The sequence below is a fragment of the Streptomyces sp. NPDC047072 genome (assembly GCF_040643855.1).
Taxonomy (GTDB): Bacteria; Actinomycetota; Actinomycetes; order Streptomycetales; family Streptomycetaceae; genus Streptomyces.
This window is the reverse complement of the sequence record NZ_JBEYVC010000027.1, coordinates 16,478-32,044: the sequence shown is the minus strand read 5'-3', so window position 1 is coordinate 32,044 and position 15,567 is coordinate 16,478. Positions and strand designations below refer to the sequence as shown.

At 69.9% G+C, this 15,567-nt stretch carries 14 protein-coding genes; 7 read left to right on the top strand and 7 right to left on the bottom strand.

The genetic code is table 11. The annotated features are described in order from the left end of the window. Window positions 1-32: 32 nt before the first annotated feature. Complete coding sequence (locus ABZ896_RS14845) at window positions 33-995, top strand: DUF916 domain-containing protein (protein ID WP_360927492.1); 963 nt, start codon at window positions 33-35, stop codon at window positions 993-995. A gap of 21 nt (window positions 996-1,016) precedes the next feature. On the opposite strand, the gene ABZ896_RS14840 is transcribed toward ABZ896_RS14845, so the two are convergent. Further along, window positions 1,017-1,355, bottom strand: coding sequence for a P-II family nitrogen regulator (locus ABZ896_RS14840; RefSeq protein ID WP_360927489.1), 339 nt, complete (start codon window positions 1,353-1,355; stop codon window positions 1,017-1,019). After that, window positions 1,352-2,644, bottom strand: a complete 1,293-nt coding sequence (locus ABZ896_RS14835; protein WP_360927486.1) for an ammonium transporter — start codon at window positions 2,642-2,644, stop codon at window positions 1,352-1,354. The genes ABZ896_RS14840 and ABZ896_RS14835 overlap by 4 nt, the downstream gene beginning before the upstream one ends. A 150-nt stretch (window positions 2,645-2,794) precedes the next feature. Between ABZ896_RS14835 and era the strand changes: the two genes are divergently transcribed. Further along, entirely contained in the window at window positions 2,795-3,748 is a 954-nt protein-coding gene (gene era, locus ABZ896_RS14830; protein ID WP_360927483.1) for a GTPase Era, read from the top strand. A 209-nt stretch (window positions 3,749-3,957) separates the two neighbouring features. Here the strand turns inward: era and ABZ896_RS14825 are convergent, their stop codons facing one another. Continuing rightward, window positions 3,958-4,815: a helix-turn-helix transcriptional regulator gene (locus ABZ896_RS14825; RefSeq protein ID WP_360927480.1), complete on the bottom strand. Its 858-nt coding sequence runs from the start codon at window positions 4,813-4,815 to the stop codon at window positions 3,958-3,960. Window positions 4,816-4,934: 119 nt separating this feature from the next. Here ABZ896_RS14825 and ABZ896_RS14820 point away from each other — a divergent pair, with 119 nt between their 5' ends. The 3 genes from ABZ896_RS14820 (at window position 4,935) to ABZ896_RS14810 (ending at window position 8,574) form a co-directional block, all read left to right on the top strand. Beyond that, a complete protein-coding gene (locus ABZ896_RS14820) occupies window positions 4,935-5,789 on the top strand; it encodes an NAD(P)-dependent oxidoreductase (protein WP_360927477.1) in 855 nt (284 codons plus the stop codon). A gap of 182 nt (window positions 5,790-5,971) precedes the next feature. Then, window positions 5,972-6,280 (top strand): hypothetical protein, encoded by a 309-nt coding sequence (locus tag ABZ896_RS14815; protein WP_360927474.1) that lies wholly within the window; start codon window positions 5,972-5,974, stop codon window positions 6,278-6,280. Continuing rightward, a complete protein-coding gene (locus ABZ896_RS14810; protein ID WP_360927471.1) occupies window positions 6,277-8,574 on the top strand; it encodes a hypothetical protein in 2,298 nt (765 codons plus the stop codon). Before ABZ896_RS14815 ends, ABZ896_RS14810 begins: the two co-directional genes overlap by 4 nt. On the opposite strand, the gene ABZ896_RS14805 is transcribed toward ABZ896_RS14810, so the two are convergent. Genes ABZ896_RS14805 through ABZ896_RS14790 form a run of 4 tightly spaced genes read right to left on the bottom strand, consistent with a single transcriptional unit; the run spans window position 8,571 to window position 12,569 of the window. Next, entirely contained in the window at window positions 8,571-9,836 is a 1,266-nt protein-coding gene (locus tag ABZ896_RS14805) for an MFS transporter (RefSeq protein WP_360927468.1), read from the bottom strand. The two genes, ABZ896_RS14810 and ABZ896_RS14805, sit on opposite strands and share 4 nt — an antisense overlap. Then, complete coding sequence (locus tag ABZ896_RS14800; protein ID WP_360927465.1) at window positions 9,833-11,167, bottom strand: GH1 family beta-glucosidase; 1,335 nt, start codon at window positions 11,165-11,167, stop codon at window positions 9,833-9,835. Before ABZ896_RS14800 ends, ABZ896_RS14805 begins: the two co-directional genes overlap by 4 nt. 46 nt (window positions 11,168-11,213) lie before the next feature. Beyond that, the gene (locus tag ABZ896_RS14795; RefSeq protein WP_360927462.1) at window positions 11,214-11,480 is read right to left on the bottom strand and encodes a protealysin inhibitor emfourin; all 267 of its coding nucleotides are present in this window, start codon (window positions 11,478-11,480) and stop codon (window positions 11,214-11,216) included. A gap of 21 nt (window positions 11,481-11,501) precedes the next feature. Then, window positions 11,502-12,569 carry a M4 family metallopeptidase gene (locus tag ABZ896_RS14790; protein ID WP_360927460.1) on the bottom strand — a complete coding sequence of 356 codons (1,068 nt, stop codon included), beginning with the start codon at window positions 12,567-12,569 and terminating at the stop codon, window positions 11,502-11,504. A 304-nt stretch (window positions 12,570-12,873) separates the two neighbouring features. On the opposite strand from ABZ896_RS14790, the gene leuA reads away from it, so the two are divergent. After that, complete coding sequence (gene leuA / locus ABZ896_RS14785) at window positions 12,874-14,595, top strand: 2-isopropylmalate synthase (protein ID WP_360927457.1); 1,722 nt, start codon at window positions 12,874-12,876, stop codon at window positions 14,593-14,595. 187 nt (window positions 14,596-14,782) lie between these two features. Beyond that, window positions 14,783-15,478 (top strand): TerB family tellurite resistance protein, encoded by a 696-nt coding sequence (locus ABZ896_RS14780; RefSeq protein ID WP_360927454.1) that lies wholly within the window; start codon window positions 14,783-14,785, stop codon window positions 15,476-15,478. The last annotated feature ends 89 nt before the right edge of the window (window positions 15,479-15,567 follow it).

The following is a 15,567-nucleotide window of genomic DNA, read 5'->3' as shown; positions in this document are numbered from 1 at the left end:
CCCGCCCGTCCAACTCGTGGGGGTCCGCACCCATGCGCAAGCTGTACGTGGTTGTCCTGAGCCTGCTGTCGATGGTCCTGACCGTGCCGGCGTCCTCCGCGGCCGACAACGGCAGTTGGTCCGTCTACCCGGCCGCCTCCGCGATCGCGGCGCGGCCGTATTTCTATCTCTCGGCCGATCCGGGGCAGAGCGTCTCGGACAAGGTCGTGGTCACCAACAAGACCGGTGAGGCGCTGAAGTTCCGGCTGTACGCGGCCGACGCGTACAACACGGCGCGGGACGGGGGGTTTGCCGTCCGGTCCCTTGAGGAGAAGCAGCGGGGGGTCGGGGTGTGGGCGAAGCCCTCGAAGACCCGGGTGACTGTTCCCGCCCACGGGAAGGTCACTGTTCCGTTCACGCTGACGGTGCCCGTGGGGGCCGAACCGGGAGATCATCCGGGGGCGTTGGTGGCGCTCGACGAACGGGTCGACAAGGGGGACGGGTCGGTCGCGCTCGGGGTGCGGCGGGCTGTCGCCGCGCGGATCTATCTGCGGGTCGGTGGGCCCGTGGTACCCGCGATCGCCGTCGAGGATGTGCGGGTCAGTCATCATCAGCCGCTGGTACCGGGGTTGGGGGAGAGCGGGGCGACCGTCTCCTACACGCTGCACAACACGGGGAATGTGACGCTGAATCCGAAGGTGGAGTTGCGGGCTACGGGGTTGTTCGGGCGGACGTTGCTCGCTCGTGAACTTGCCCGGATTCCCTCGGAGTTGTTGCCGGGGCAGCGGGTTCGGTTGAGGGAGCCCTGGAAGGGGTCTCCTCAACTTGACTGGGGGCAGGTGAAGTTGACGGCGAGTGCGAAGGACACGCGTGAGTCGGCGAGTGCGGGGTTCTTTGCGTTGCCGTGGTTGGTTGCGGTGGTGTTGTTCGGGGCGGTTGTGGTGGGTGGGGGTGTTTGGGTTCGTGGTCGGGTGCTGCGCCGTGGGGGCTGGTCGCGCAGTTCCCCGCGCCCCTAGGTTGCGATAGCCCCGCTGATTTCAAAGTGCGTCGGGACCACGTTCGCCCGTCCTCACCCGTACGACCGTCTCCACCGGCAGGGCCCAGACCTTGCCGTCGCCGATCTTGCCGGTCTGGGCCGCCTTGACGATCGCGTCGATGACCGGCTCGGAGTCCGCGTCGTCGACCACTACCTCGATGCGGACCTTGGGGACCAGGTCGACCTGGTACTCGGCGCCGCGGTACACCTCGGTGTGGCCGCGCTGGCGGCCGTAGCCGCTGGCCTCCGTCACGGTCAGGCCGTGGACGCCCAGCTCCTGGAGCGCGGTCTTGACCTCGTCGAGGCGGTACGGCTTGACGATCGCGGTGATCAGCTTCACTGGGTCTTGACCTTCTGGGCGGAGGAGACGGGGGACGCGCCGACCGGGGCACCGTGGCCCAGGACGCCGTGATCGTATGCGGTCTCGGCGTGCACCGTAAGGTCCAGGCCGGTGTGCTCCTGCTCCTCGCTCGCGCGGAAGCCCATGGCCTTGTCGATCAGCTTTCCGATGCCGTACGTCATGAGGAAGGCGTACGCCCCCACGGCCACCACGCCCACCAGCTGCTTGCCGAGCTGGGCGAGCCCGCCGCCGTAGAGGAGACCCTCGGTGCCGCCGGTCATCGCCTCCTCCGCGAAGACGCCGATCAGGAGGGTGCCGATGATGCCGCCGATCAGGTGGACGCCGACGACGTCGAGCGAGTCGTCGTAGTTGAGCCTGAACTTCCAGCTCACGGCGTACGAGCAGACGACGCCCGCGGCGAGGCCGACGACCAGGGCGCCGAGCAGCGAGACCGAGCCGCAGGACGGGGTGATCGCGACCAGGCCCGCGACCGCGCCGGACGCGGCGCCGAGCGTGGTGGGGTGGCCGTCGCGCTTCTGCTCGACGAAGAGCCAGCCGAGCAGGCCGGTGCAGCCGGCGGCGAGGGTGTTGAGGAAGGCGGCCGCGGCGAGGCCGTTCGCGCCGAGGGCCGAGCCCGCGTTGAAGCCGAACCAGCCGAACCAGAGGAGACCGGCGCCGAGCATGACCATCGGGAGGTTGTGCGGGCGCATCGCGTCCTTCTTGAAGCCCAGGCGGGGGCCGAGGACCAGGGCGAGGGCGAGGCCGGAGGCGCCGGAGGTGATCTCGACGGGCATACCGCCCGCGAAGTCGAGTGCGCCGAGTTTGTCCAGGATCCAGCCGCCCGGGCCCCAGACCCAGTGGGCTACGGGAACGTATACGAGGAGCGTCCAGACGGGGACGAAGACCAGCCAGGCGCCGAACTTCGCGCGGTCCGCGATCGCGCCGCTGATCAGGGCCGCCGTGATGATCGCGAAGGTGAGCTGGAAGGTGGCGAAGAGGAGGGTGGGGACCGTGCCCTGGACGCTGTCGGGGCCGATGCCCGCGAAGCCGGCGTGGTCGAGGCCGCCGATCAGGCCGGCGAAGGTGTCGTCGGTGAAGGCGAGGGAGTAGCCGGCGGCCAGCCACACCACCGTGACCAGGGCGATCGACACGAAGCTCATCATCAGCATGTTGAGGACGCTCTTCGTGCGGACCATGCCGCCGTAGAACAGGGCGAGGCCCGGGGTCATCAGCAGGACGAGGGCGGTGGCGGCGAGCAGCCAGGCGGTGTCGCCGGTGTCGATGCGCATGCGGGTCTCCAACGGGTGGGGGCTCGTCAGAGGGTCACCGCTGTGTATTTCTGCTTGCGTACGTATATGTTTCCGAGACGTTTCGTTGCGTACGGGTTACCGGAACCTCACCGTGCGGCAGGGGTCTGTGGATCAGGGAGAATGGGCCGCATGAGCGTTCGCAGTCAGTCATCCGAGCCGTCGGCGGCGGCCCCCCACCGCGCCGGCTTCGCCTGTTTCGTCGGGCGCCCCAACGCGGGCAAGTCCACCCTCACGAACGCTCTGGTCGGCCAGAAGGTGGCGATCACCGCCAACCAGCCGCAGACCACGCGGCACACGGTACGGGGGATCGTGCACCGGGAGGACGCCCAGCTGATCCTGGTCGACACCCCCGGGCTCCACAAGCCGCGCACGCTGCTGGGGGAGCGGCTGAACGACGTCGTCCGTACCACCTGGGCCGAGGTGGACGTGATCGGCTTCTGCCTGCCGGCGAACGAGAAGCTCGGTCCGGGTGACCGCTTCATCGCGAAGGAGCTGGCGTCGATCAAGAAGACGCCGAAGATCGCGATCGTCACCAAGACCGACCTCGTCGATTCCAAGACCCTCGCCGAGCAGCTCATCGCGATCGACCAGTTGGGCAAGGAGCTGGGCTTCGAGTGGGCGGAGATCGTGCCGGTATCGGCGGTCGGCGACAAGCAGGTGGGTCTGCTGGCCGACCTGATCGTCCCGCTGCTGCCGGAGGGCCCGGCGCTCTACCCCGAGGGCGACCTCACGGACGAGCCTGAGCAGGTGATGATCGCCGAGCTGATCCGTGAGGCGGCCTTGGAAGGCGTCCGCGACGAACTGCCGCACTCCATCGCGGTGGTCGTCGAGGAGATGCTCCCCCGCGAGGACCGCCCCGCCGACAAGCCCCTCCTCGACATCCACGCCTTCGTCTACATCGAGCGCCCCAGCCAGAAGGGCATCATCATCGGCCCCAAGGGCAAGCGCCTGAAGGAGGTCGGCATCAAGAGCCGCAAACAGATCGAGGCGCTGCTCGGCACACCTGTCTTCCTGGACCTGCACGTGAAGGTGGCGAAGGACTGGCAGCGGGATCCTCGGCAGTTGCGGAAGTTGGGGTTCTGAGCAGGGGTGGGCGGGGGTGCGGTGGTGGCCGCCCTGGCTTGCGTCTGAAGGAGGTCGGCATCGAGAGCCGCGGGCAGAGCGAGGCTCTGTTGGGCACGCCGGCCGCGCGGCGGTAGCCGCTAATTGATGCAGTCTGGACCTCCGTGTGAAGGTGGCGAAGGACTGGCAGCGGGATCCTCGGCAGTTGCGGAAGCTGGGGTTCTGAGGGGTTACGGGGTTTCGGCTGTTGAGGGGGTCAGGTCCTGTAGGCCCACCACCCTCAGGAGCTGGAGGCGTTCGTAGGAGTCCGTGCCCGGGCGGGCCGAGTGGACGATCAGGAGGTGGTGGTGTTCGTGGCTGAGCATCACCTCGCAGTCCAGTTCCAGGAGACCCACCAGCGGGTGCAGGAAGCGTTTCGTCGCGCGGTGACGGTAGGAGACCTCGTGTTCGTCCCAGAGGGTCGCGAACTCCTCGCTTGACGCGCGGAGTTCGGCGACCAGTGCGGACGGTTCCGGGTCGTCGGGGCGGGCCGCGGCCACCGCACGCAGGCTCGCCACATGCGCGCGGGCATGCACATCGTGGTCCTCGGGAGGGATGAGCGAGCGCGCCTCCGGGTCCAGGAAGAAGAGCCGCAGCAGGTTGCGCTCCCGCCGGGGCCGTGACATCACGTCCCCCACCAGCGCCTTCGCCATCGCGTTCTGCGCCAGCACCTCCCCGCAGTCGTTCAGCAGCTGCGCCGGAGTGTCGTACAGCCGGTCCAGGATCAGCAGCAGTCCCGGCCGCACATGCGACGACGCCGTCTCCCGCCGCGGCGGCTCCTCGCCGACCAGGTGGAACAGATGGTCCTGCTCGGCGACGGTCAGCCGCAGCGCCCGCCCGAGCGCCGTCAGCATCTGCCGGGAGGGCCGCGGCCCCCGCGACTGCTCCAGGCGCGTGTAGTAGTCCACCGACATGCCGGTCAGCTGGGCCACCTCCTCCCGGCGCAGTCCCGGAGTGCGGCGCCGGGCGCCCGCGGCCAGGCCCACGTCCGACGGGTTCAGGCGGCTTCGGGAGCGGCGCAGGAAGTCGGCGAGTTCGTCACGGTCCACCCCTCAAGACTGCGGCAGCGCGCCCGGCTTATCCAGGGACTGCGGGTCCCCCGATCAGGAGGTCTCTCCCAGCCGCCGGCCCCTCTCCCGAAGCTGGTCCGTGACGAGAGGAGCAGCACATGCTGACACTGGTGACAGGTACGACGGGACAGGTCGGACGGCGCTTCGTCCCGAGGCTGCTGGCACAGAGCCGGCCGGGGGAGCGCGTACGCGTACTCGTACGGGACGCCGGCCGAGGAGAGCCCTTCGCCGAACTCGGCGCCGAGGTCGTCGTCGGCGACCTGCGGGACACCGAGGCGCTCGGCAAGGCGGTCGCCGGGGTGGACGCGGTCGTGAACGTCGCCGCGTCCTTCCGAGGGGTTCCGGACGAGGAGGCGCGGGCCGTCAACCGGGACGCGGCGGTGGAACTCGGCCGCGCCGCGCTGGCCGCGGGGGTCAGCCGGTTCGTGCAGGTCAGCACGGGCCTGGTCTACGGCACCGGACGCGGCCGCCCGCTGACCGAGGACGACGAGTCCCGGCCCGGCGGCACGATGTGGGGTGCCTACCCCGAGTCCAAGGCGGCGGCCGAGCGGGAGCTGCGCGCACTGGAGGGCCTGGACCTGCGCATCGCCCGTCTTCCGTTCGTGTACGGCGAGGGGGATCCGCATCTCGCGCAGTCGCTGATGTGGGCGAAGAACTGGGCGTCGAACCAGCGGCTGCACGTGGGCCACCACGCGGATGTCGCCCAGGGGTTGCTGCGGATCCTGCACGCGCCGGGGATCGGGGGACGGGCGTACAACATCGCCGACGACGCTCCGGTGACGGCGGTGGAGTTGCACCAGCTCAACGGGGCCGAGATTCCGGGGGAGTTGTACGAGCGGGTCGACCCCGACCCGTGGCTGGTGATCATGTCCACGGAGCGGATCCGGCGGGAGCTGGGGTATCGGCCGGTGTACCCGTCGGTCTACGCGGCAAGGGACGCCGGCGCCCTCTAGATACAGCGCGGAGACCCGGGGCGAAGGACAGTTGGCCGTTTACCTGACAAGGCGTCAATCGGATGCTTTGCTGTGAAATGGTTTCGCCGCAAATCGGGATCTCTGCCATCGGGGGAAGCGAAATGACAGAAAACGTCACGTTCAATACTCATGGCGACCATAGTGGTAATCAAATTGGTCATGTGGCGGGCAATGTCCACATCACCATGGGCCGGGACGGGCAGCCGCAGAACCTGTCCCTCGCCGACCGCGTCACCTCCCTCCGCCAGGCCTTGGAATCGGCCCGCGAGCGGAACGACGTCGATGCCGGTACCTACGCCGAAGCCCAGCAGGTACTGGACGAGGCCGCCCGACTCACCGAGCCCGCCGGAGAGGAGGAGAGGGGCGCCTTCGTCCGGGCGCTGCGCAAGCTCAAGGGCCTGGTGGAGGACGTGGGCGGACTCGCCGGCGCCGTGACCGCCGTGATCGCCGTCGTGACGGGGCAGCGATGAACCCGGTACCCGGGCAACCGGGCGGCCCGGGACCGGCGTTCAACGCCATGGCCGGCTCCTGGGTGGGTGCACAGATAGGCGTCGTCCACGGCGACGTGTACCAGCCCGGCTCCCAGGCACCCCCCGAGGAACTGTTCAGATTCGGCGTCCGCGAACTCGGGAGCAACAACCGGCTCAGTGCCCTGCGGTTCCTCGAAAAGGCCTTCGAGGCGGAACGAACCCCCGAGCACGCCTACTATCTGATGCTCGCGATCCTCAGCGACCGGCCCTATGAACTCCTGGGCGAGAAACACATGGAGTTACTCCGCCAGGCAGCCGCCTTCGCGGACGCACCGGATGAACCGGGCGGGGCGGGCGGGCCGAGTGGGCCGGGCGGGCCGGGTGGGCCAGGCAGGCCGCGTGCGCCGGGTGCCTCGGACGATCCCGACGGACACCGGGCGGCCATCGGCATCGTCTGCCGGCTGCTGAGCCTCGTGAGCCGGCCGCCGGAGGCCGTGCACGCCGACGGCAGTCTCCTTGCCCTGTTCGAGGGCGTCGACGCACTGCCCGCCAGCCGGCGTTCGGAGATCCTGCAGCACCTCCAGATGCTCATGAACGGAGCGGTCCGCGACCGGCTGGACGCATGGGACGCGGCGGAGGTGCGGGAGAACCGCCGGGCCGGCCGACGCGAGGCCCGGGCCCACAAGTTCTTCCTCCCGGACCCCGTGGCGCCCAAACAGCGCACGGCCGCCCCCGCCGGTCTCACCGGCGTCGACCAGGCCGCGCTGGCGGGCGCCGCGGTCCTGGGCGTGGTCGGCTTCGCCCTCGCGCTCGCGGTCCTCCTCCGGGGCTCGGTCGCCACCGCCTTCTTCGTCCTGCTCGCCGTCGGCGCGGGCGGGGCGGCCGCCGCGTGGTGCGGTGTCGAACGCCGGTGGCTCGGCGAACGCCTCGCCGAGGAGAACCGCCGCCACTTCCCTTCGACGGCGGGGCAGGGGCCCTGGCACCACGGTGCCGTCCCCTTCGACCCGGCGGTGGTCCCCGGTGCCTACCGCATCGCCTGGCCCACCCGGCAGTACGAGGACTTCCACACCGCCATCTCCCACGTCATCGCCGCGGCCTTTGAGAGCCGGCTCCGCCAGGGCGAGGACCCGTCGGCCTGGGCCCGGCACTCCGCGGGCATCCGTCTCACCCTGGCCAACGAACTCACGGTCGCCTTCGCCGGCACGAACAGCACGGCAGGGCTGGAGTGGCTCGTCGGGATGCACGCGGAGGACACCGCCGTCGCCTGGCGCAACGGCACGCTCTTCGACTACCAGCGGCGGCTGCGCACTCCGGTGCAGATCTCCTTCGGTTTCTGGGCCGGCGTGGTCTGCTTCGGCATCGGCGCACTCGCCGGCGTGGGCGACCTCTTCTCGCTCGACGCGGGCAAGGGGTTCGGGGCCGTGGTCGTGCTCGCCGCGGCCGTCCTTCTGGGTCTCAGGACCGGATACGAGGTCCACGCCAGGCGCCGCACCCGCGCCGCCGACGTCCATGACTTCGGCGTCCGGTACGAGAACGAGCTGCGGGTCTGGCAGCAGTGGCGCGACTACCTCGCCGACCGCCCCACCGACAACGAGATGGCGAAGTGGCTCGACTACGACCTGCGGGCCCTGCGCCGCGAATCACTCGACCACTACGGCCTGAGCAACCACGACGTCCGCACCTCCTTCTTCGTCACCGAAGCCGCCCCCGGCTGCCATCGCGCCCGCGTCCGCTGCGGTCCGCCGCGCTACTCGTCGTACATCATCCGTCTCTTCCTGCTCACCGAGGGCGGTGTCCGCCAGCACAGATGGACCATGGACTTCGTCACCGCCGACCACTTCCGGGAGGACCGCACGGCCTTCCGCTACGACGCCATCGGCTCGGTCGCCGTCGCGCAGGTCAGCATCCGCGGCGTCGGTGAACTCCGCAAGGTCGTACGCCTGGACAAGGACTCCGCCGCCCTCGGTACCGGAACCCGGCCCCAGGACGAGGTCATCCTCGGGCAGGCGCTGTGCCTCTCCCTGCTCAACTCCGAGAGCATCGAGATCGTCGTCGAGAACTTCCGCGACTTCGTCGACCGCATCGCCGAGGACCCCGCCCAGCTGTACCAACTCGCCCTCGACTCCTCCGGCATCTCCACCGCCCTGCGCATCCTCGAGTCCGTCGCCGCGGAAGGCCGGGACTGGTTCGCGGCCCAGCGTGCCTCGATCCAGCGCCGTCTCGGGGGCGCGAACCTCCTCGCCACCTCGGAGTCGCGCGGCCTCGCCCCCGGGACGAACGGCGAGGAACCCTAGTCGACGCTTCTGATACGGCCCACCAGGACCGCTCCCGCCAGACCCACCGCCGCCGCCACCCCGTACAGCACCCGGTATCCCCCGAGGTGCGTGACGATCGGTGCGGCCAGGGCGGGGGCGGCGACCTGGGGGAGGGCGTTGGCGATGTTGATGACGCCCAGGTCCTTGCCCCGGTCCAGGGCCCTGGGGAGGACGTCGGTCATCAGGGCGAAGTCGACCGACATGAAGACGCCCAGGCCCACCCCCAGGAGCGCCGCCGCGACGATCGCGCTGGGCCAGGTCTGCCAGAAGGACAGCAGGGCGGTGGCCAGCGCCATCAGGACGCCGGACCACTTCACGAAGGGCTTGCGGCGGCCCGTCCGGTCCGACCAGACGCCGCCCACCACGACCGTGGCCAGCAGGGCCACGCTGTCGACCGCGGTCAGGATCAGGACGCCCTGCTCGGGATCGTCGTAGTGCAGCCGGTCCCGGAGGTAGTACAGGAGGTAGAGGATCACCAGCGCGTTGCTGAGGTTGATCAGGAAGCGGGTCAGCCAGGCCCAGCCGAAGTCCGGGTAGCGGCGCGGGCTCAGCCAGAAGCCGCGGACGAAGGCGCGCGAGGACCAGGGCGGCCGGTCCGCGGGCGCCAGCCGGAGGTCCCGGTGGCGGAGCACGTACGGCGCCACACCCGCCAGGGTGAACACCGCGCAGGCCGCGTACCCCGCCGCGATCCCGCCCGCCGCCGTCGCGAGCGCCGTGCCGACAACCGCGCCGAGGATCTGTGCCGCGCCCAACCAGCCTCCCACCACGCCCCGTTGGAGCCGCGGCACCCGGTCGGGGACGGCCGCCGTGACGGCCGCGAAGGACGCGTTCAGGGTCAGCTGGACCAGGCACCAGCCGAGCGTCATCAGCCACAGGCCGTCCGCGCCGGCGAGCAGCAGCAGCGACAGCGCGCCGCCCGCGGACCCGGCCACGATCCACGGCGTACGGCGGCCCCGGCGGGCCGTGGTCCGGTCCGACAGCGCGCCGAAGAACGGGTTCGCGACCAGGGACACGGCCGCCCCCACCCCCGTCACCCACGCCAGCAGCGTCTCCTTCGACATGCCCGTGCCCGGCGCGAAGTCCTCCGCCTGGCGGGCCAGCAGGATCTGGAGCGGGCCGTACCAGCCCACCCAGATCGCCACGTTGGCCAGCGAGAGCGAGGCCGTCCAGCCCCGGCCGACCCGCGCGACGGGCTCGGCCAGGGCGTCCCCTAACGCGTCCGACGGGTCGGTCGTGGTCACCGCTGGTCCCTCAGAAGGTCGCGGTACCAGGCGTACGAGGCCTTCGGCGTCCGCACGAGGCTGTCGAAGTCGACGTGCACCAGCCCGAACCGCTGCGCGTACCCCTCCGCCCACTCGAAGTTGTCCATCAGCGACCACACGAAGTACCCGCGCACGTCCACGCCCGCCTCAACTGCCTTGTGCAGGGCGCGGACATGGCCGTCGAGGTAGGCGATGCGCGCCCGGTCGTCGAGGCCGTCGTAGGAGCAGCCGTTCTCGGTGATGACGACGGGCGGGAGCCGGTCGCCGTAGCGCTCGTGGAAGGCCGTGAGCACCTCCGTGAGCGCCTCGGGGACCACCGGCCAGCCGAAGTCCGTCACCGGGACGCCCGCGATCTCCTGGACGGAGAAGGGGAGTTCGGCCGGGATGGTCAGTCCGCCGAACTCGATGTCCTCGCCCTGCGGGGCGCCCACGCGCGTCGGCGCGTAGAAGTTGACGCCGTAGAAGTCCAGCGGCTCACTGATCACCTTGAGGTCCGCCGCCACGTCCCCCGGCATCAAGTCGCCGAGCCCGGACGGGTATTCGCCGAGCAGTACCGGGTCGGCGAAGAGCCGGTTGAGCAGCAGGTCGTAGAAGTCGGCCGCCTCCAGGTCGGGTTGGTCCTGGGAGGCGGGCCAGGTCGGGCCGTGCGAGTTGGCGATGCCTATGTCGCTCGCCCCGGCCGCGCGCAGCGCCTGAACGGCCAGTCCATGGCCCAGGAGTTGGTGGTGGGCGGCGGGCAGCGCGTCGAACATCAGCTGCTTGCCGGGTGCGTGGGCGCCCAACGCGTGGCCGAACAGGGTGTGTTCGGCGGGCTCGTTGACGGTGATCCACTTCTTGACGCGGTCGCCGAGACGGTCGGCGACGGCGGAGACGTACTCGGCGAAGGCGGACGCGGTGTCCCGGGCCAGCCAGCCGCCCTTCTCCTCGAAGAACACCGGCAGGTCCCAGTGGAAGAGGGTCGGGACCGGACGGACGCCCGCCGCGACCAGGTCGTCCACGAGACGGTCGTAGAAGTCGAGGCCCTTGTCCGTCCGGACCCGCGGCCAGGAGATCGAGAAGCGGTACGCGTCCACGCCCAGGCCCGCCAGCAGGTCCACGTCCTCGCGCCGACGGTGGTAGTGGTCGCAGGCCACCGCCGCCGTCGAGCCGTCCTTCACCCGCCCCGGCTCGGCCGTGAACGCGTCCCACACGGAGGGCTCGCGCAGATCCACCGCCCCCTCGATCTGGTGGGCCGAGGTCGAGACACCCCACAGGAAGCCGGCCGGGAACTGGGGGATCGCACGGTCTTGAGTCGCCATGCGCCGGATCATCGGTACCGGCGGGTAGCTAAGTCAACGGGTGGGCGTGAACTAGCAGTTACGCGCCCTCTTTGAGTACCTTCGAGACCAGTTCGCGCTGCTCCTGGGTCAGTCGGGGATCGGCCGCGTACACCGTCTTCCCGTCCACCGTGATCTCGTAGCTGAAGCCGTCCGGCACGCCGATCGGGCGCGTGGTCCGGCCGGCGGCCAGCGCCTGTTCCGCCAGGGCCTGCCATTCGTGGGCATCGGGCCGCCCGGAGGTGTCGACCTCCTTGTGCCGCTCGATGCCCGCGAACCCGCCCGTGCGCCTCACCTGAATACGCATGGGTCCCTGTCTAGTACGGACTTACAGGATCCGCACCCCGACCTGCTCCCACGCCTTCTGTACGGCCTGGAGTTCCTCGCCGTCGTTGAAGCGGGACTTCGCCGCCGCGACCGTGAGCTTGGCGAAGTCGGTGAACAGCGCGCGGTCGCTCAGTTCGCCGCCGGTGAGGACGTCGTACCAGATCTGTCCCGCCTTCTCCCAGGCGTGGCCGCCGAGGGCGGTCGCGACCAGGTAGAACGCGTGGTTGGGGATACCGGAGTTGATGTGGACGCCGCCGTTGTCGCGGCCGGTGCGGACGTAGTCGTCCATCGTCGCGGGCTGCGGGTCCTTGCCGAGCACGTCGTCGTCGTACGCGCTGCCCGGCTCCTTCATCGAGCGCAGGGCCTTGCCGGAGACGCTGGGGGCGAGCAGGCCCGCGCCGATCAGCCAGTCGGCCTCGGCGGCGGTCTGGCCGAGCGTGTACTGCTTGATGAGCGAGCCGAAGACGTCGGACATCGACTCGTTGAGAGCGCCCGGCTGGCCGTAGTACGTGAGGTTCGCCGTGTACTGCGTGACGCCGTGGGTGAGTTCGTGGCCGATGACGTCGATCGGGATGGTGAAGTCGAGGAAGATCTCGCCGTCGCCGTCGCCGAACACCATCTGCTCGCCGTTCCAGAAGGCGTTGTTGTAGTTCTCGTCGAAGTGCACGGTCGCGTCGAGCGGGAGGCCGTCGCCGTTGATCGAGTGCCGCTGGTACGCCTTCAGGTAGAGGTCGAAGGTGGCGCCGAGGCCGGCGTAGGCGCGGTTGACGGTGGCGTCCTGACCGGGGTCGCTTCCCTCGGCGCGGACTTCCGTGCCGGGGAGGTCGGTCTTGTGCTCGGCGTCGTAGATGGTGCGGAGCGGTTGGTCCGACGGTGCCTTCGCCTGCGGCACGGCGGCGAGGTTGAACTCGGTGGTCACGCGGCGACGGCCGCGCAGTTCGCTGTCGCGGACCAGGGTGCGTTGTGCCGGGCCGGCGAGTGCGGGGTCCTCGTTTCGGGCCAGCTTGTCGAGGACGTGTGGTGGTACGACCGTGCAGAAGACGGGCTCGAAGCCCCCGTTTGTCGTCATGCCCGGCACCCTTGCACTGAGTCATGGCCGTGTCACCACCCGCAACCATGATTGGTGAAATGTAGGGATACGTAGCCCCGTGGCTGGTTGCTCTGTGCTACCGAAGGCTTCCGCGGTCCCGCATACTGATACGGAACCGCCTATCCGGAATCGGCTCGGCTAGAGTGGCTCGCATCATGCGTTTCGGGCTGCTTCTTCTTAGCTGCCGCGGCGAGGGCCTGTAAGCCAGGTCGACTCCCTCCCCGCGGAGCTTCGTGTTGCGTGTCGGCCGTCCTTTCCGGACACCAAGAGGAGCCCCGCAATCATGGCGAACCGCCAGCAGCCCAGCAGCATGCCGATCCACAAGTACGGCCGCTACGAGCAGGTCGACATCCCCGACCGCACCTGGCCGAACCAGCGGATCACCCAAGCCCCCCGCTGGCTCTCCACCGACCTGCGCGACGGCAACCAGGCCCTGATCGACCCGATGTCGCCCGAGCGCAAGCGCCGGATGTTCGACCAGCTGGTCAAGATGGGCTACAAGGAGATCGAGGTCGGGTTCCCGGCGTCCGGGCAGACCGACTTCGACTTCGTACGCTCGATCGTCGAGGAGCCGGGCGCGATCCCCGACGACGTCACGATCTCCGTGCTGACCCAGGCCCGCGAGGACCTGATCGAGCGGACCGTGGAGTCGCTGAAGGGCGCCAAGCGGGCCACCGTCCACCTGTACAACGCCACCGCGCCGGTCTTCCGCCGGGTCGTCTTCCGGGGCTCCAAGGACGACATCAAGCAGATCGCCGTCGACGGCACGCGCCTGGTGATGGAGTACGCGGAGAAGCTGCTGGGCCCGGAGACGGAGTTCGGCTACCAGTACTCGCCGGAAATCTTCACCGACACCGAGCTGGACTTCGCGCTGGAGGTCTGCGAGGCGGTCATGGACGTCTACCAGCCCGGCCCGGGCCGCGAGATCATCCTGAACCTGCCGGCGACGGTCGAGCGCTCGACGCCCTCCACCCACGCGGACCGCTTCGAGTGGATGCACCGCAACCTCTCCCGCCGTGAGCACGTCTGCATCTCGATCCACCCGCACAACGACCGCGGCACCGCCGTCGCCGCCGCCGAGCTGGCCCTGATGGCCGGCGCCGACCGCGTCGAGGGCTGTCTGTTCGGACAGGGCGAGCGCACCGGCAACGTCGACCTGGTCACCCTGGGCATGAACCTGTTCTCGCAGGGCGTCGACCCGCAGATCGACTTCTCCGACATCGACGAGATCCGTCGTACGTGGGAGTACTGCAACCAGATGGAGGTCCACCCGCGCCACCCGTACGTGGGCGACCTGGTCTACACGTCCTTCTCCGGCTCCCACCAGGACGCCATCAAGAAGGGCTTCGACGCGATGGAGGCCGACGCGGCCGCGAAGGGTGTCACCGTCGACGACATCGAGTGGGCGGTGCCGTACCTGCCGATCGACCCGAAGGACGTCGGCCGCTCCTACGAGGCGGTCATCCGGGTCAACTCGCAGTCCGGCAAGGGCGGAATCGCGTACGTCCTGAAGAACGACCACAAGCTGGACCTGCCGCGCCGGATGCAGATCGAGTTCTCGAAGATCATCCAGGCGAAGACGGACGCCGAGGGCGGCGAGGTCAAGGGCTCCGACATCTGGGCGGTCTTCCAGGACGAGTACCTGCCGAACCCCGAGAACCCGTGGGGCCGGATCCAGGTCAGGAACGGCCAGTCGACGACGGACACGGACGGCGTGGACACGCTGAAGGTGGAGGCCGTCGTGGACGGCGAGGAGACCGTCCTCACCGGCTCCGGCAACGGCCCGATCTCGGCCTTCTTCGACGCGCTGGCGAAGGTGGACATCGACGCCCGGCTGCTGGACTACCAGGAGCACACGATGAGCGAGGGCGCCTCCGCGCAGGCCGCCTCCTACATCGAATGCGCGATCGACGGCAAGGTCATGTGGGGGATCGGCATCGACGCGAACACGACGCGTGCGTCACTGAAGGCGGTCGTCTCGGCCGTCAACCGAGCCGCTCGATAATCCCTCTGACCGGCGGTTTCGGGGCCTTGATCGCTGTATACGGCGATCAAGGCCCCGTCGTTTATCGGCCATCCGCGGGTGAAGGTCACGAGCAGGTCTCGTCAGGGGTGCTGACTGGGGATGCCTGATGTGGCTAACATCACGCAAGCGCGGCGATGTTGCCGCGGCGTTAAGCGGAGGTGCTGACGTGCTGCCTGGACGGGGACGAAACGGCCGTGCCGTAGGGCCTGCGCGCCTCCTGGGCATGCGCACCGCGTGGACGACCGTCGGTGACGGCGAGTTCTTCTGCCCCGGCTGCGGGGGCGACCGCAACTACCAGCGCCTGACGGGCCGTCGACGGCTCGTCCTGCTGGGCGTGCCGGTGCTGCCCCGCGGCGACACCGGGCCGGTCGTCGAATGCGCGGCCTGCCAACGGCACTTCGGCACGGATGTGCTGGACCACCCCACCACCACCCGCTTCTCCGCGATGCTCCGCGACGCCGTCCACACGGTCGCCCTCGCGGTCCTGGCGGCGGGCGGCACCTGCTCCCGTACGTCCCTGGAGGTGGCGGCCACCACGGTCCGCGCCGCCGGCTTCGAGGACTGCACCGAGGACCAGCTCGCCGCGCTCGTCGAGGCCCTCGCCGCCGACACCGGCCGCACCTACGACCGCCCCTGCGGAGCGGGCCTGGCCATAGAGCTCCACGAGGCCCTCGACCCCCTGGCCCCCCACCTCGCCCCACCCGGCCGCGAGTCGATCCTCCTCCAGGCGGCCCGCATCGCCCTCGCGGACGGCCCGTACACCCCCGCGGAACGCGACGCCCTGACGACGGTCGGCTCGGCCCTGACCATCTGCGCGGACGACGTGACCCGCCTACTGGCAGCGGCCCGCACGCCCTCCTGATACTCCCCGGGGAGTAGTCGCGCCCCCGGGTCACCCCTGGCAGTAGCCCCCAACTCGCCCTCCCGTCCGACGAATCGGATCCTCCCCGC

Excerpts from the sequence above, each read along its gene's own strand:
- ABZ896_RS14820 (WP_360927477.1), top strand. The coding sequence starts at position 4,935 with ATGCTGACACTGGTGACAGGTACGACGGGACAGGTCGGACGGCGCTTC.
- era (WP_360927483.1), top strand. The coding sequence starts at position 2,795 with ATGAGCGTTCGCAGTCAGTCATCCGAGCCGTCGGCGGCGGCCCCCCAC.
- ABZ896_RS14845 (WP_360927492.1), top strand. The coding sequence starts at position 33 with ATGCGCAAGCTGTACGTGGTTGTCCTGAGCCTGCTGTCGATGGTCCTG.
- ABZ896_RS14810 (WP_360927471.1), top strand. The coding sequence starts at position 6,277 with ATGAACCCGGTACCCGGGCAACCGGGCGGCCCGGGACCGGCGTTCAAC.
- ABZ896_RS14790 (WP_360927460.1), bottom strand. The coding sequence starts at position 12,569 with ATGACGACAAACGGGGGCTTCGAGCCCGTCTTCTGCACGGTCGTACCA.
- leuA (WP_360927457.1), top strand. The coding sequence starts at position 12,874 with ATGGCGAACCGCCAGCAGCCCAGCAGCATGCCGATCCACAAGTACGGC.
- ABZ896_RS14800 (WP_360927465.1), bottom strand. The coding sequence starts at position 11,167 with ATGATCCGGCGCATGGCGACTCAAGACCGTGCGATCCCCCAGTTCCCG.
- ABZ896_RS14835 (WP_360927486.1), bottom strand. The coding sequence starts at position 2,644 with ATGCGCATCGACACCGGCGACACCGCCTGGCTGCTCGCCGCCACCGCC.
- ABZ896_RS14795 (WP_360927462.1), bottom strand. The coding sequence starts at position 11,480 with ATGCGTATTCAGGTGAGGCGCACGGGCGGGTTCGCGGGCATCGAGCGG.